The sequence below is a fragment of the Catenuloplanes atrovinosus genome, from assembly GCF_031458235.1.
GTDB classification, from domain to species: Bacteria; Actinomycetota; Actinomycetes; order Mycobacteriales; family Micromonosporaceae; genus Catenuloplanes; species Catenuloplanes atrovinosus.
Genome location: NZ_JAVDYB010000001.1, coordinates 4,864,996 through 4,879,607, shown reverse-complemented (window position 1 = coordinate 4,879,607; position 14,612 = coordinate 4,864,996). Strand labels below are relative to the sequence as shown.

The window sequence follows — 14,612 nt, the reverse complement described above, 5'->3', positions numbered from 1 at the left end:
CGCTCAGCGGTCAGTGGTTGACCGCTGAGCGGTACAGGGTGGGGGCATGACCGACACCATGCTGGTGGCGCCGGACGGCGCCGCCGCTCTGAACCCGTTCGTGATCGTCGACGACGCGGCCGGGCTGATCGAGTTCGTCTGCGAGGTCTTCGGGGTGACCGAGACCGTGGCGGCGCGGACGCCGATGCCGGACGGCAAACTCATCCACGCGCAGGTGCGGCTCGGCACCGTCGACCTCATGATGGTCGACCGGCTGGACGGCTGGCCGGCCCGCCCCGGCCTGTTGCAGGTGTGGGTGCGGGACGCGGCCGAGGTGCTGGCCCGGGCGGTGGCGCGCGGCGCCGTCGTGGTCACCGAGCCGATCCCGTTCTACGGCGAGACGACGCTGGCCCGCATGCGCGACCCGTGGGGCGACCTGTGGTGGCTGTGGTCCCCGGCGCCCGGTCAGCCCGACCCGGCGCCGCCGTGGGAGGGCGGCGACGACGCCGTGTTCACCACGCTCGACGCGGTGCTGCGCGCGGGCTGAACCGCACCCGGCGCCCGCCCGCCCGATCACGATCGACCGGGGCTATCATCTGCCGATCGTGCGCATACTGGCTCTTCTCGTCGTCATTCTGGGCTCGGCCGCCCGAGTGGCCCGGTGGTTCGCCGACCGGCCGCTCTGGCTCGACGAGCAGATGATCGCTATAAACATCCGGGACCGCGGCTTCGCGGGTCTCGCGACCGACCTCGCTCACGACCAGAGCGCGCCGATCGGGTGGCTCTGGTCCGAGCGCGTGGTCCTGCTGATCCTGGGCGACGGTGAGCGCGCGCTGCGGCTCATCCCGCTGCTGTTCGGCATCGGCACGCTGGTGCTGGCCTACTACGCCGGCCGCCGCCTGCTCGGCCCGGCCGGAACGCTCGCGCTGGTCACGCTGCTCGCGGTGAACGGCTCGCTGATGCGCTACGCCACCGAGCTCAAGCAGTACTCCGCGGACGCGTTCACCGTGCTCCTGCTGCTGTTCCTGGCGATCGCCGCGATCCGCCGCCCGGCCGCGGAACCCCCGTCGCGCTGGACCGGCCCGCTGGCCTTCTGGGGCGCGGCGGCGATCAGCGGGCTGTTCAGCACCGCGGCCATCATGGTGATGCCGGGGATCGCGCTGGTCATGCTGATCGTGGCGGTCCGCGATGCCGGTCCGGTGGCGACGGTGCGTCGGCACGCGGCCGGCGTCGCGCTCTGGATTCTGTCGATCGGCGTGCACTACGTGCTGGCGCTGCGGTTCGCGATCGGCGACACCGCGCTGGCCGCGCTCAACGCCCGGCTCGGCTTCCCGCCGGAGGGCCTGGTGCCCACGGTCCGATGGCTGATCCGCCGCCCGTTCACCCTGGCCGGCGACCCGATCGGCGTACCGGGAACGCTCGGCGCCGCCTTCTGGCTCCTGGCCGGGGCCGGCGTGCTCGCCGCCCTGCTCCTCCCGCGCCGCGCCTCCCTCACCCCCGCCCCCGCCGGCTCCGGTGAGCCGGCCGGGGCTTCGGCGTCCTCGGGCGACGCTTCTCCCGGTGACCCGTCGCCCTCCGGTGACGCGCCCGCGTCCGGAGCGGAAGCCGCCGGGCCGTCGGAGCCGCACACCGGTGCGGTGGCGGCACCCGGGTGGCGGAGCGCGCCACGGTGGGCCCTCGGGGTGATCCTGGCCGCCCCCGTGGTCACCGCGTTCGCGGCGGCCGCGGTCCACGCGGTACCGCTCTACGGCAGGTTCGCCATTCAACTGCTGCCACCGCTGTTCATCGCCGTCGGCATCGCCACCGATCTGATCGTGGCCACGCTGGTCCGCTCCCTGGGCACACGGCTCCGCTCCCTGAGCGCGCTGCGGAGCCCGGCGGTCGCGGTCCGTACCCTCGTGGCCGCCGCCGGCGCCGCCCTGCTCACCGCCGTGGCCGTGCTCGCGCTGGCCCCCGCCGCGGTCGCCACCGCCCGCCCGGCCCCGCTCACCAACGGCGTCGACGACCGTTCCGCCGTCGCCGCCATCGCCGCCGCACGCCAGGACGGCGATCTCCTCCTGGTCACCCCGTCCGCCTGGCCCGCGATCAAGTGGTACGCCGGCGCCACCACCCTCGCCCCGGTCAACGTCCTCTGGACCGGATGCAAGGACGCCAAGGCCACCCCGCTCGCCGACACCGCGCGCGGCTACTCCCGCCTGCTGGTCTACGCCGGCATGCAGGCCGGAGGCACCCCCGGCGAGGCGAAGATCGCCGCCGCACTGACCGACTTCGGCACGGTCTCCGGCCCCGACAAGTTCGGCATCGGCGCCCTCTACACGGTCATCCTGCGCCCCGCCACCACCACGCCCCCGCCACCCCCCGGGACGCCGACCCCCGCCACCGCCGCCGCCGACACCTGCCTCGGCGTCACCACCCCCCGCGAGTGACCACCCCCCCCCCGCGCGCCCGCCCACCATGTGGCGTCGATCTAGGTCGGGTTCCAGCGCGTTGATCTCCGTTCGCGCGAATCCGGCCTAGATCGACGCCAGGGGGGGAGGTCAGGTGAGGGCTGGGGCGGGTGTCGGGGTGGGGGTGCGGATGCCGCGGGGGCCGAGGATGAGCAGGTAGAGGACCATCCAGATCTCGCCGATGGAGGCGGGTATGGCGAGCAGGTCGTCGACCAGTGGGGTGCCGGGGAGCAGGTATGGCGTGAACGCGCTTGCCACGTAGAGCGGCCCGCCCGCGATGAGCAGCCAGCCGAGTGCGCGGGGCATCCCGCCCGCGCGGAGGACGCACACGCCCATCGGGATCAGCCACAGGCCGAAGAAGATCGAGCCGGCCGTCCACAGGTTGTCGCCGAGCAGGTAGAGCAGCTGGACGGCGCCGGCGGCGCCGTCGAACGGGTCGGCGGCGATCTGGTACGCGGTGCCGAGTGCGGCGGCGCTGCCGAGCACGGCGATGCCGTTGATCAGGCCGAACGCGGCGATGCAGGCGGCGGCGAACGGGTCGACGGGGCGGAACAGCCGGTAGAACCAGACCGCGCACAGCGACTGGGCGAGCACGAGGAAGAGTTCCAGCGCGATGCCGGCGCGGGCCAGCCCGGGCTGCGTGGTCAGGTTGGCGAGCGTGCCGGCCGGGTCGCCGGCGGCGAAGAGCATCGGGCGGACGGTGAGGTATCCGAGGGCGCCGGCGACGGCGAGGGCGAGGTAGAAGAGGCCGGTGAGACGGGCGGTGGCGCGCATGTGGCGGCTCCTGCGAGTCCGAGGTCCTGAGGAATGGACGCCTTACGTTGTAAGGTAGCGGGTGGATGCAAGGGTGGGAAGCCATGACCACGGAGGAACGCCCGCCGCTGACCCGGGACCGGGTGCTGGCCGCCGCCACGCGGGTGGCGGACGTGGAGGGGCTGAAGGCGCTGACCATGCGCCGGCTCGGCGCGGAACTGGGCGTCGAGGCGATGTCGCTCTACCATCATCTGCCCGGCAAGGAGGCGCTGCTCGACGGCGTGGCCGACGCGCTGATCGCGGAGATCCAGGCCGCGGCCGCGGACGTGGTGGACGACGCCACCGGCTGGAAGGAGCGGCTGCGCCGGACGTTCCTGGCCGCGCGCGTGGTGGTGCTGCGCCACCCGTGGGCGCCGGCGCTGCTCGGCGCGCGCACGACCGTACCGCCGCGGCTGTTCGCCTATTACGACGGCATCGTGGGGACGATGACCGGCGCGGGACTGTCGCACCGGCTGGCGCACCGGGCCGTGCACGCGTTCGGGACGATGGCGCTCGGGTTCACCCAGGAGCTGTTCCGGCCGGAGGCGGCCGGCGGTGCCGCGGACGTGGACGCGGCCGAGGCGGATCTCGCCGCGATGGCGGAGCGGCTGCCGCACCTGACCGCGATGGTCGCGGCCGAGCTGCACGACGCGGCCGACCCGGTCCTCGGATGGTGTGACTCGCAGACTGAGTTCGAATTCACGCTTGCCCTGCTCCTGGACGGTCTGGAACGCGCCGCCGCAGCTCAGCGATAGTCTCTTGTGGACCGTTGGGCGTCCACTCAGGGTGGTGCAAACCGGGCGTCTTCGGTAGGGTCGGCGAATCGCCCTCGTCGACCGGGCCCGGCGATCCTGTGTGGCCGGTCGGCGGATGGGGAGGGCTGTCAGCTTTCTTCGCCCGCATGCCCGCATGCCCGCACCCGGCTAGGAACCTCGAAGCATCGTGACCAAGCGACCCGACACCAGAGCCGCTCAGGCGAAGGGCGGACGACAGCAGTCGATCAGCCGGCGGGTCATCCGGCTCGTCCTCATCCCCAGCGTCGTGGCGCTGGTCCTGGCCCTGGCCGGCGCCGGATACCTCGTCTTCAACGGCTACTACGCCCGCGCGGTCGCCACCAGCGTGCGCGAGGTCTCCATCCCGGCTGCCACCGCGCTGGCCAACGTGCAGCGGGAACGGCGGCTGAGCATCGACTTCGCCGCGCAGGCCGACGGCGCCGCCGCGCCGGACCTCCAGGAGCAGCGCGCCCGCACCGACGCCGCGCTGGCGGAGATGCGGACCAGTGCCGACACCGCGCTGGCGATCGCGCCTCGCTCGATCACCACCCGGTGGGACGACCTGGTCGCCCGGCTGGACCAGCTGCCGCAGCAGCGCAGCGCGATCGACTACCGGGCCACGTCGCGGGACAAGGTCACCGACTACTACGACGGCATTCTGGACGCGGCCACCGCACTCTTCGACGAGCAGGCCCGGGTGGTGCCGGCCAAGGACGGCGCGCTCGGCGGCATCACGGCCACCGAGACGTTCCGCGTCTCCGACCTGATGTCCCGGTCCGGCTCGATCATCTCCAGCGCGTACGGTGCGCGGTCGCTGACGCCGGAGGAGCACCGCGAGTTCGTCGGCCTGCTCGGTGCGTACCACGGCGAGCTGGACGAGGCGGCCGAGAGCCTGGAGCCGGCCGCCAAGGAGCGGTACGACGCACTGCTCAAGAGCGACGCCTGGTCCCGCCTGATCGCCGCGGAGAACGAGCTGATCGCGGCCGGGCCGTGGGGCGACACCGTGCCGCCCGGGCTGCGCGTGGACGCCGCCGCGTGGGACGCGGTCACCACCCAGGTCTCGGACGGGCTGCTCGACCTCTCGATCACCCAGGCCGACGCGGTCTCCGCGCGCACGCTCGGCGACGCCAACACCACGCTGATCACCGCGCTGCTGGTGAGCCTCGCCGCGATCCTGGTCGCGGTCGCCGCGATCGTCTGGGCCGTCCGCCAGTCCCGCATCCTGGTCGACCGCGCGCTGTCGGTGCGCCTGGAGCAGCTCGGCCGGGACGCGGCCACGATGGTCGACAAGCGACTTCCGGAGATGATGGAGCGGCTGCGCCGCCGGGAGAAGATCGACACGCACGTGGAGCTGGCCAGCCGCGACTACGGCCAGGACGAGATCGGCCGGCTCGCGGACGTGCTGAACCGGTCGCTGAACGCGGCGGTCGGCGCGGCCGTCGACGAGGCCGCCACCCGTGCCGCCGGTACCGCGATGCTGATGGGCGTCGCCCGCCGCCCGCAGCGCCCGCTGCAACGCGGCCTGCGCACCATCGAGGAGCTGCAGAACAAGCTCGGCGACGAGGAGGTGCTCGCGGAGCTGTTCGACGTCAACCACCAGCTCGCGCAGACCCGTCGCTTCCTGGAGAACCTGGTCATCCTCGCCGGTGGGCAGATCGGCCGCCGGTTCCACCGGCCGGTGCCGCTGCGCCGCGTGCTGCTCGGCGCGATCGCGGAGACGCAGAAGTACCGCCGGGTCACGCTGCGCAACACGCCGGACCTGTCGCTGGCCGCGGCCGCGGTCGCCGGCACCACGCACCTGCTGGCCGAGCTGCTGGACAACGCGCTGACGTTCTCGCCGCCGGAGTCCGAGGTCTTCATCAGCTGCGGCCAGGCCAGCCACGGCGTGGTCATCGAGATCGAGGACGCCGGCGTCGGCATGCCGCACGACGCGCTGCAGAAGGCGAACGCGATGCTCGCGGACGCGCCCACGCCCGACGTGACCGCGCTGCGTGACGGCGCCCAGGTCGGTCTCTGGGTCGTCGCGGAGCTGGCCAAGCGCGGCGGCATCCAGGTCTCGCTGCGCACCAGCGCGTACGGCGGCCTGATGGCGATCGTGCTGTTGCCCACCCGCCTGATCCTGACCGCACCGGACGCGGCCGCCACGCCGCCGGCCACCCGCGAGCGGATGACCCCGCCCGCGGCCGTGCCGCCGGCCGTGCCGCGCCGCGCGCCCGAGCCCGCCGCGGCACCGGCGCCGCAGACCCCCGCGACCACGGCGGCCCCGGTGGCCGTGGCGGAACCGCCGATGGACGACTCGTACCCGACCGCCGAGATGCCGGCGATCAAGGACGGGATCCCCGCCGTAGGAGGTCAGACGATCGCACCCACGCACGCACCGCCGACGCCCCGGGCCGCGTCCCGCCCGCCGCTGCCGGTCCGCCGCCCGCAGGAGCACCTCGCGCAGCAGCTGCGCGAGGAGCCTCCGGGCCCGGTGGCCGAGCCGCAGGCACCGGATACCACCCGCTCGCCGGAGCAGGCCCGTTCCCGCCTCTCGCAGTACCAGCGAGGCTGGAAGGCCGGTCGCTCCGCCGAGGGGGACGGACCTCGTACCGACGGAGACAGGAAAGCCTGATGGACCCGACATCGCAGAACGATCTCACCTGGATGCTCGACGAGCTGGTGGCGGTCCCCGACGTGCTCCACGCGGTGGTTCTGAGCGCGGACGGCCTGATCATCCAGAAGTCCACCGCGCTCCAGCAGGACGCCGCGGAGCTGCTCGCGGCCGGCGCGTCCTCGCTGCACAGCGTGGCGGCCGGGACCGGGCGGCGGTTCGAGAGCGGGCCGGTCGGTCAGGTGATCGTGGAGTACCAGGGCCACACCCTGTTCGTGGCGGCGGCCGGTCCGCACGCGCGCCTCGCGGTGCTGTGCGGCCAGGACGTGGACATGGGCACGGTCGCCTACGAGATGGGCCGCCTGGTCACCCGCATCGGTCAGTACCTCGGCACGACCCTCCGCGTACCCCAGGGCGCCGCCTAATGCCGGACGAGACCTGGTACGGAGACGACGGCGAGCCCGGTGGCCGGCTGGTCCCGCTCTACATGCTGGTCAACGGGCGGACCACGCCGCGCAACACCAGTCTGAACCTGGCCACCCAGGTGACCGCGCTGCCGGTGGACACGTCCGCGCTGGAGCCGGAGTACCGGGAGATCATCGCCTGCTGCACCGGCTGGATCTCCGTCGCCGAGCTCGCCGCGTACCTCAACAAGCAGCTCACCGTGGTGAAGCTGCTGGTGGACGTGCTGCTCGAGCGCGGCTTCCTGGCGCTCGGCGATCCGGCGGAGCGCACCGTGACCGACTACCGGCTCCTGGAAACCATCCTCGACCGGCTTCAGCGCCTCTAGTTCAAAGGACTCCACTTCGTGAATCGCACATCAGCCAAGGTGGTGGTCGCGGGCGGGTTCGGCACCGGCAAGACCACGCTCGTCGGCTCGGTCAGCGAGATCGCGCCGCTGACCACGGAGGAGGTGCTGACCGCGCCGAGTGAGGGCGTGGACGACCTGACCGGCATCGAGAGCAAGAACAAGACCACGGTCGCGCTCGACTTCGGCCGGATCACCGTCAACTCCGACGTGGTGCTCTACCTGTTCGGCACGCCGGGCCAGGACCGCTTCTGGTTCATCTGGGACGAGCTGGCGGTCGGGGCGATCGGCGCGATCGTGCTGGTCGACACGCGGCGGCTGGACGCCAGCTTCCCCGCGATCGACTACTTCGAGCGGCGGCGCATCCCGTTCGTGGCCGCGGTGAACATGTTCTTCGGTGAGTGCCCGTACACCGAGGACGAGATCCGCGAGGCGCTCAAGCTGACCCAGGGCGTGCCGCTGGTCTGGTGCGACGCCCGCGATCGCCAGTCCAGCAAGCAGGCGCTGATCGCGCTGGTCAAGCACGCGATGACCCGCCTCCCGGCGAGTACCCGCGTCTAAGGGCGTGTCTGGTGGTGAACCTTCGCGCGCCGGATCTCGTTTCAGAGCCGACTTCCGGCGCGTAGAAGGGTGTGAGTAGTGCCGAACATCAGCCTCCGATTGCCGAGGACCGGTACCGGGCGGGGCACCGCGGCCCTGAGTACCGCTCTCGCGATCGTCGTTCTCACGGCGGCGGTCCTCGGCTGGGACATGGCCCGGGCGGACGATCAGAAGATCACCGGCAAGCCGGTGTCGGACGTCCAACTGGCCGCGGTCCTGAGCGCGGCACACTCCTGCCCGATGCTCAGCTCGGCCCGGCTGGCCGGCCAGATGATGGCCGAGTCGGGGCTGAACACCTCCGCCAGCGGTACGGTCTCGGGCGGCTCCGGCATCGCCGGCCAGGACGACGAGGACTGGAAGAAGTGGGCGCCGTGGGCCGGCGCGCCGCGCACCGACACCACCGCCAGCACGCTCGCGCTCGCCCACCAGATGTGCGGCCTCAGCGGTGAGCTGCGGCTGGCCGGGGTGACCGGCGACCCGTGGCGGCTGGCGCTGGCCGCGTACCGGTCGGGCGTGCCCGCGGTGACGGCGGCCGGTGGCGTCCCGGAGGAGGCGCGGCAGTACGTCGACGAGTCCGCCGGTTACGCGGCCTACTACGAGGACCTGCCGCAGTTCGGCGCCGCCGGGGCGACCGAGGTGGTGGCAGCCGTGGCGGGCGACACGCCGGACGCGCAGCCGCTGCCGGACGAGTACGTGCCGTTCGTCGCCGAGGCCGGCCGGGTCTGCCCCGAGGTGACGCCGGCCGCGGTGGCGGCGGAGCTGATGGCCGCGTCCGGGTTCGACGCGCGCAAGATCGGTGAGGCGGGGCGGCAGGGCGTCGCGCAGTTCCGGATGGACGTGTGGTCGGAGTACGCGCCGCCCGGCGCCTCCGTATGGGAGCCCGGCTCCGCGATCCCGACGTTCGGCACCGTGCTGTGCGCGCTGACCGAGGAGTTGGACGGGCTCGGCGGCGACCCGTACGCGACGGCGCTGGCCGCGTTCCACGCCGGCCCGGACACGGTGCGCCGGGCCGGTGGCCTGCCGGACGCGATGACCCGCGCGTTTCTGGGCAGGGTCACCGACTACACCGAGTACTACCGGCTGGACTCGCGGCTGGGCACGCCGGTGGCGCCGACGCCGGGCACCGGCTCCCCGTCCGCGAGCGGCAGTGCCGGCCCGTCCGCGACGCCGTCCGCGACGCCCAGCCCGACGCCGGGCACGCCGGCCAAGGCGGCCCCGCCGGCCGCGACGCAGGGCGCGACGAACGCGCCGGCGCCGGCGCCGCCGCCACTGCCCGGGCAGCAGATCCAGAACTCGAAGACGAAGAAGTGCGTCGACGCCGGCGCGGCCACGGACGGCGTGATCATGACGGTTACGGAGTGCAACCCGACGTCCAACGCGGGACAGCGCTGGGACGTCCGCTCCGACGGCACGGTCCGCTCGTTCAAGACCGGCCTCTGCCTGGACGTGGCGTGGGCCAAGGTGGACAACAACGTGAAGGTGCAGACCGCGGTCTGCAACGGCACGGCCGCACAGCAGTGGACGATCGCCGACAACACCCTCTACACCGGACTGGACAGCAACTACTGCCTGGACCTGAACGAGAGCGAGGCCGGGCTGCCGGTCGTCATCTGGTGGTGCGTCCACCACGCCAAGCAGTCCTGGACCGTCAAGAGGTGACACAGCGTGGCGGCCCGGGTGCGCCGGGCCGCCACCGCCGAGGCGAACAGTGTGCCGAACCGCACCGTTCGGCGATGGCGTTCGGTTCCCGGTCGTGCTATCCAGTCCTGAGCAGTCGGTAAGCAGGTCATCCACGGCCTGTCTCAGGCCGGGCGACCACCAGGGAGACCACCATGCTGATGGGCGGGATGATGCCCGTTACCCAGCTGATAGTCATGATCCGAAACTCGCCGCCGGCGAACGGCGTGACGTTGATGAAAGGGATGCCGCCCGACCGCCTGCCGGTGGTCGTGGCGGAGCTGACCCCGGCGGATCTGGCGCGGCTGTTGCCCGCGATGAGCGGTGACTACCGCGACCGGGTCATCGGGATGCTGTCCGACGCGCAGCTGATCGGCGTGGCCGGGAAGCTCCCCCAGGAGGTGGCGGTCGGGGTGCTGCGCGTGCTGCCGGAGGAGAAGCTGGTCGCGATCGTCGACCGGCTGCCCGGTCCGGTGTCCAGCGCGCTCTACGGCTCGCTGCCGACCGAGGTGCAGCCGGACGTGCTCTCGAAGATGGACCCCCGGCAGGCGCAGGCCGCGGTCGCGCCGCACTACGAGCGCGCGGTGGCCGACGCGCTGGCCCGGGCGAACACCGAGGTCCTGATCCCGCACTCAGGGCCGGCCGGCGTGCTGCTGGTGCCGCTGTTCGGCCGCCGGGTGGCGATCGCGCCGCGGCACGGCGACGACGGCCGGGTCGCGGTCCGGGACGCGGAGGAGGCCGCCTACCACCACCGGGCGCACGCGGCGCTGGCCATCACGGACGTGCCGGCCGCGGACGACGTGCGGGCGTACTGCGCGCAGGCGCGCCGCGAGGGCCGATCGCTGGACACCGCGCTCTGGGCCGGCGACCGGCACGACGGCACGCTGAAGAAGGCGCTGGTCGGCCTGTTCCGCTGAGCCGTCGCCGGCATCCGGGCCCGTCCTAGAGGCGGGCCCGGGCCAGCCGGGTGAGCGCGCCGTGGCGCGGCGCCAGCAGGAAGGCGAGCAGGAAGGCCGCGGTCAGCACCAGCACGACGGTGCCGCCCACCGGCAGATCCCAGGACCAGGACAGGTAGAGGCCCACCACCGCGGATCCGGCGCCGATCGCCGGCGCCAGCACCATCATCGCGGCCAGCCGGTCGGTGAGCAGGCGGGCCGTGGCCGCGGGCGTGACCAGCAGCGCGAGCACCAGGATGTTGCCGATGGTCTGCACCGCCATCACCACCGCCAGCGTGACCAGCACGTAGAGCGTCAGGTCGAGCGGGAGCACGCGCAGGCCGAGCGCGCGGGCCATCTCCCGGTCCAGCGTCACCGCGACGAACTCCTTGTGCAGCAGCGCGACCGCGAGCAGCAGGAACAGGCCGGTGCCGCCGACCACGAGCAGGTCCCGGTCCGGGATGCCGGTGATCGAGCCGAACAGGAACTGTTGCAGCGAACCGGCGTACCCGGGCGCGCGCGAGATGATCACGATGCCGAGCGCGAACGCGGCCACGAAGAAGACGCCGATGACCGAGTCCTCGCGGACCCGCCGGTTCTGCGAGAAGAGCGCGACGAGCAGCGCGGTGAGCACGCCGGCCGTGATGCCGCCGAGCACCAGGCTGCCGGAGAACAGGAATGCCACGGCCAGGCCGGGGAACACCGCGTGCGCCACCGCGTCGCCGATGAACGCCATGCCGCGCAGCACCACGTAGCAGCCGACCACGCCGCACATGATCGCCGACATGACCGCGATCGCCAGCGCCTTCGGCAGGAACGCCAGGTCGGGGTTGACCAGGTCGGCGAGGAAGTCCAGCGGCGACATTCAGACCCCCAGCGCCTTGAGCAGGTGACTCTCCGCGCCGACCTGGAACGCGCGCATCCACACCTCGCGGTCGCGCAAGTCCCCCGGGGGAGCCGCGGCCACCACGGTGCGGTTGATGAGAATGAGCCGATCGCAGGTGTACGCCGCGGCGGCCAGGTCGTGCGTGGCCATCAGCACCGCCCGTTCCCGCGCGATCGTGGTGAACAGCTCGGTCAGCACCTCCTGGGAGGGCATGTCCAGGCCGGTGAACGGCTCGTCCAGCAGCAGCACGGCCGGGTCCAGCGCCAGCGCGCGGGCGACCAGCACGCGCTGCCGCTGCCCGCCGGAGAGCTCGCCGACCGGCCGGGTGCGCAGGTCGGCGAGCCGCACCCGGTCGAGCGCGTCCCAGACCGCGGTCCAGTGCGCCACGCGCGGGCGGCGGAACAGGCCGATCCGCCGGACCAGGCCGCTGAGCACCACGTCCTGCACGGAGGCGGGGAAGTCCCAGGCGAACTCGTGCCGCTGCGGTACGTACCCCGGATTGGTGATCGTGGTCCGGCCACCGGCCAGCGGCAGCAGGCCGAGCGCGGCGCGCAGCAGCGTGGTCTTGCCGGCGCCGTTCGGGCCGAGCAGCGCGGCGAACTCGCCGCCGGCGACGCTCATGGTGACGTCCTCCAGCGCGACGCGGCCGCCCAGCCGCACCGTCACCCCGGACAGCTCCAGCACCGGGCTCACGCTGCACCCCGCTCGCGTTCGGCGCGGCGGCGGACGGCGGCGCCGCGCACGGCCACGCCGATCAGCAGCGCGACCAGCAGCACCGCGGCGAGCCCGAGCAGGACGGCGAGCCATCCGGGCACGGCGTCGCCCCCGGCGACCGCGGCGGCGGCCGGTGACGGCGAGGCCGGCGGCAGCGTGAGCGCGGCGGCGCGGGCCTGGTCGGGGTCGGTCGCGTCGCCGACCGCGAAGCGCAGCGTGGCACTGGCGGTCGCGGTGCCGCCGCCGGCCAGCTCCGCGGTCACGTCCAGCGCGACCAGGTAGACGCCGGGCCGGCCGAACACCCAGTTCGCGTGCGTGTGCGTATTCCGGTCGACCCAGAGCGCCTGCGGGTACGCGGTGTCCGTGCTCCACAGCACCTGCGGCGCGCCGAGCGTGCCCGACTGGAGGAACACGGTCAGCCGGCCGGGCCCGTGCACGCCGCGCAGGTTCATCGTGACGCCGCGCCCGGCGTGCTCCAGCACGCCCGGGTCCTGGGTGTTCCAGCCGAGCCACACCACGCCCTCCTGCTGCGTCTGCGGCAGCACGTGCACGGACGTGCCCGGCGCCTCGCCCAGGAACCGGTACGCCGGGTCGTCCGGGATCGCCTGCCGCGCGGCGTCGCGCACCCGGATGACCGCGTCGTCCGGGCTGCGCCACACCGGCGGGACCCGCTCGTCGTCGTGGATCTGGACCGTCCACGCGCCGTCGCGGTAGCGCGGTCCCACGTCGACGTGCCCGGCCTCCAGCACGGCGGGCCCGGTGGCCTGCTCCTGGCGTGGGTCGAGGCTCTGGGAGAGGCCGTCCGGCGACGGTACGGCCAGCGCGGCGGCCAGCAGGACGCGGCTCACGAGTGTCAACACGGCGGTTCCTTCTAGGAGAGACAGCGGTGGAGCGAGTCCGCGTTGAAGCGCATCATCGCCAGGTACGTGGTGATCCGGTCGTCGAACGCGTCGCCGTAGATGTCGCAGACCGCCACGCCCTGTTCGCGCGCGACCTCGGTCAGCGTGGACGAGCGGGCGCGCAGGTTCGGCTCCAGGAACACGGCCGGGATGCGCAGCGTCCGCAGCGTCTCGGTGAGCTTGCGGCGGTCCGCGAGGCTCGGTTCGGTCGCCGGGTTGGGCGTGACGAATCCGGCGACCGGGATGCCGTACGCCGCGGCCAGGTAGGCGAACGCGTCGTGCGTGGTGACCAGGTACCGCCGGGACGCCGGGATCGACGCGATCGTCCCGGCGAGGTAGGCGTCGAGCGCGGTCAGCTCGCGCAGGTAGCGGTCCGCGTTCTGGCGGTAGGTGCCGGTCCCGGCCGGGTCCGCGCCGATCAGGGTGTCCCGGATCAGCTCGGTGTACGCCATCGCGTTGCCCACGTCCTGCCACAGGTGCGGGTCGATCTCGCCGTGCACGTGCCGGCCGAGCACCGCCTGCGGCAGCTGGTAGACGCGCTCGCCGGCGCGGCCGAGGAAGCGGAACGCGGTGCCGCCCGGGATCTCCTGGTACGCCTTGGCCGGCACCTCGATCACGGTGCGCGCCGGGTCGTACCGGTGCTGGTGCGCCGCGCCGCCCTCGTGCGGGTCCGCGTAGAGGTACAGCTCGCCGGTGTCGATGTCCGCGGTGAGGTCCGCGTGCCCGTGGCCGAGCACGTCCGCGCCGGCCATGCCGGGCACGCTGTGCGGGTCGACGCCGACCGCGAACGTGAACGTGTTCTCGCCCAGCGGCACGGTGCCGGAGTCGGCCGCGATCGCCAGGTCCGCGCGCACCGTCAGCCGGTACACGCCCGGCTCGGTGAACGCCCAGCTCATGTGCGTGTGCGCGTCGGCGGGCAACACGACCGTGCCCTGCCGTTCCGCGGAGTCGAAGACGATCTCGGGGGCGCCGAACGAACCGGTCAGGTAGGCGAGGAGGCGGCCGGGCCCGTCCGCGCGGGTGGCGGTGAGCCGCACGTCCGAGGAGCGGGTGACGCCGTACTCCGCGCCCGTGCCGCGGGCGCGCAGGCCCAGCCAGATCGTGTCGAGCGAGACGTTCTCCACCAGCGGGATGATCTCGGCGGCGTACTTCGTGGCGCCCTCGGCCAGCGAGATGTTCGGGACGCCGTCGCGCAGGTTCGCGTCCAGCGCCTTGATCACGGCGGCCGGTTCGAGCATCAGGTAGTTGCTGAACGCCACGTCCGCGTAGACGGTGTTGCGCACGTCGCGCAGCGTCGGCTCGTAGCCGTGCGGGTCCGCGTCGTCCGGCACCAGCGAGTCGACCAGCACGCGGTCGCCGCCGACGTTGCGGACCAGGTCCGCGAGGATGCCGGTGGTGGTGACCACCTGCACCCGGTCCTCGTCGCCGGTGAACGCGGGCGGCGCCGCGCACGCGCTCAGCGCGCCCGCCGCGAGCGCCGCGACGGCCGCGATCGTCGTTCTCATCCGC

14 protein-coding genes are annotated in these 14,612 nt (G+C 73.4%); 9 read left to right on the top strand and 5 right to left on the bottom strand.

What is annotated here, in order from left to right; genetic code table 11:
- The first annotated feature begins 46 nt into the window (after positions 1-46).
- Positions 47-526, top strand: coding sequence for a VOC family protein (locus J2S41_RS21640; RefSeq protein WP_310369931.1), 480 nt, complete (start codon positions 47-49; stop codon positions 524-526).
- 58 nt (positions 527-584) lie between these two features.
- Complete coding sequence (locus tag J2S41_RS21635) at positions 585-2,405, top strand: glycosyltransferase family 39 protein (protein ID WP_310369929.1); 1,821 nt, start codon at positions 585-587, stop codon at positions 2,403-2,405.
- A 111-nt stretch (positions 2,406-2,516) separates the two neighbouring features.
- Here J2S41_RS21635 and J2S41_RS21630 read toward each other — a convergent pair whose 3' ends face one another.
- On the bottom strand, positions 2,517-3,200 hold the full coding sequence (locus J2S41_RS21630; RefSeq protein ID WP_310369927.1) for a DUF4386 domain-containing protein: 684 nt from the start codon (positions 3,198-3,200) through the stop codon (positions 2,517-2,519).
- 83 nt (positions 3,201-3,283) lie between these two features.
- On the opposite strand from J2S41_RS21630, the gene J2S41_RS21625 reads away from it, so the two are divergent.
- The 7 genes from J2S41_RS21625 to J2S41_RS21595 all read left to right on the top strand — a co-directional run bounded on the left by J2S41_RS21625 (position 3,284) and on the right by J2S41_RS21595 (position 10,586).
- Positions 3,284-3,973: a TetR/AcrR family transcriptional regulator gene (locus J2S41_RS21625; protein ID WP_310369924.1), complete on the top strand. Its 690-nt coding sequence runs from the start codon at positions 3,284-3,286 to the stop codon at positions 3,971-3,973.
- Between the two features lie 187 nt (positions 3,974-4,160).
- On the top strand, positions 4,161-6,605 hold the full coding sequence (locus tag J2S41_RS21620; RefSeq protein ID WP_310369922.1) for a sensor histidine kinase: 2,445 nt from the start codon (positions 4,161-4,163) through the stop codon (positions 6,603-6,605).
- On the top strand, positions 6,605-7,009 hold the full coding sequence (locus J2S41_RS21615) for a roadblock/LC7 domain-containing protein (RefSeq protein ID WP_310369920.1): 405 nt from the start codon (positions 6,605-6,607) through the stop codon (positions 7,007-7,009). Before J2S41_RS21620 ends, J2S41_RS21615 begins: the two co-directional genes overlap by 1 nt.
- Positions 7,009-7,374: a DUF742 domain-containing protein gene (locus tag J2S41_RS21610; protein WP_310369918.1), complete on the top strand. Its 366-nt coding sequence runs from the start codon at positions 7,009-7,011 to the stop codon at positions 7,372-7,374. The genes J2S41_RS21615 and J2S41_RS21610 overlap by 1 nt, the downstream gene beginning before the upstream one ends.
- A gap of 18 nt (positions 7,375-7,392) precedes the next feature.
- Positions 7,393-7,953, top strand: coding sequence for a GTP-binding protein (locus tag J2S41_RS21605; protein WP_310369916.1), 561 nt, complete (start codon positions 7,393-7,395; stop codon positions 7,951-7,953).
- Positions 7,954-8,031: 78 nt separating this feature from the next.
- Complete coding sequence (locus J2S41_RS21600; RefSeq protein ID WP_310369914.1) at positions 8,032-9,651, top strand: ricin-type beta-trefoil lectin domain protein; 1,620 nt, start codon at positions 8,032-8,034, stop codon at positions 9,649-9,651.
- A gap of 263 nt (positions 9,652-9,914) precedes the next feature.
- A complete protein-coding gene (locus J2S41_RS21595) occupies positions 9,915-10,586 on the top strand; it encodes a magnesium transporter MgtE N-terminal domain-containing protein (protein ID WP_310369913.1) in 672 nt (223 codons plus the stop codon).
- A gap of 25 nt (positions 10,587-10,611) precedes the next feature.
- Here the strand turns inward: J2S41_RS21595 and J2S41_RS21590 are convergent, their stop codons facing one another.
- From J2S41_RS21590 to J2S41_RS21575, 4 genes are read right to left on the bottom strand one after another with little or no spacing between them, the layout of a single operon-like run.
- Entirely contained in the window at positions 10,612-11,469 is an 858-nt protein-coding gene (locus J2S41_RS21590) for an anchored repeat-type ABC transporter permease subunit (protein WP_310369912.1), read from the bottom strand.
- Complete coding sequence (locus J2S41_RS21585; RefSeq protein WP_310376445.1) at positions 11,470-12,150, bottom strand: anchored repeat-type ABC transporter ATP-binding subunit; 681 nt, start codon at positions 12,148-12,150, stop codon at positions 11,470-11,472.
- Between the two features lie 29 nt (positions 12,151-12,179).
- Complete coding sequence (locus J2S41_RS21580) at positions 12,180-13,064, bottom strand: choice-of-anchor M domain-containing protein (RefSeq protein ID WP_310369911.1); 885 nt, start codon at positions 13,062-13,064, stop codon at positions 12,180-12,182.
- Between the two features lie 11 nt (positions 13,065-13,075).
- On the bottom strand, positions 13,076-14,608 hold the full coding sequence (locus J2S41_RS21575; protein ID WP_310369910.1) for an anchored repeat ABC transporter, substrate-binding protein: 1,533 nt from the start codon (positions 14,606-14,608) through the stop codon (positions 13,076-13,078).
- Positions 14,609-14,612: the final 4 nt, after the last annotated feature.

Bases quoted from the DNA above. Each gene is read 5' to 3' on its own strand.
- J2S41_RS21610 (WP_310369918.1), top strand. From the start codon at position 7,009: ATGCCGGACGAGACCTGGTACGGAGACGACGGCGAGCCCGGTGGCCGG.
- J2S41_RS21625 (WP_310369924.1), top strand. From the start codon at position 3,284: ATGACCACGGAGGAACGCCCGCCGCTGACCCGGGACCGGGTGCTGGCC.
- J2S41_RS21595 (WP_310369913.1), top strand. From the start codon at position 9,915: ATGCCGCCCGACCGCCTGCCGGTGGTCGTGGCGGAGCTGACCCCGGCG.
- J2S41_RS21615 (WP_310369920.1), top strand. From the start codon at position 6,605: ATGGACCCGACATCGCAGAACGATCTCACCTGGATGCTCGACGAGCTG.
- J2S41_RS21640 (WP_310369931.1), top strand. From the start codon at position 47: ATGACCGACACCATGCTGGTGGCGCCGGACGGCGCCGCCGCTCTGAAC.
- J2S41_RS21630 (WP_310369927.1), bottom strand. From the start codon at position 3,200: ATGCGCGCCACCGCCCGTCTCACCGGCCTCTTCTACCTCGCCCTCGCC.
- J2S41_RS21590 (WP_310369912.1), bottom strand. From the start codon at position 11,469: ATGTCGCCGCTGGACTTCCTCGCCGACCTGGTCAACCCCGACCTGGCG.
- J2S41_RS21575 (WP_310369910.1), bottom strand. From the start codon at position 14,608: ATGAGAACGACGATCGCGGCCGTCGCGGCGCTCGCGGCGGGCGCGCTG.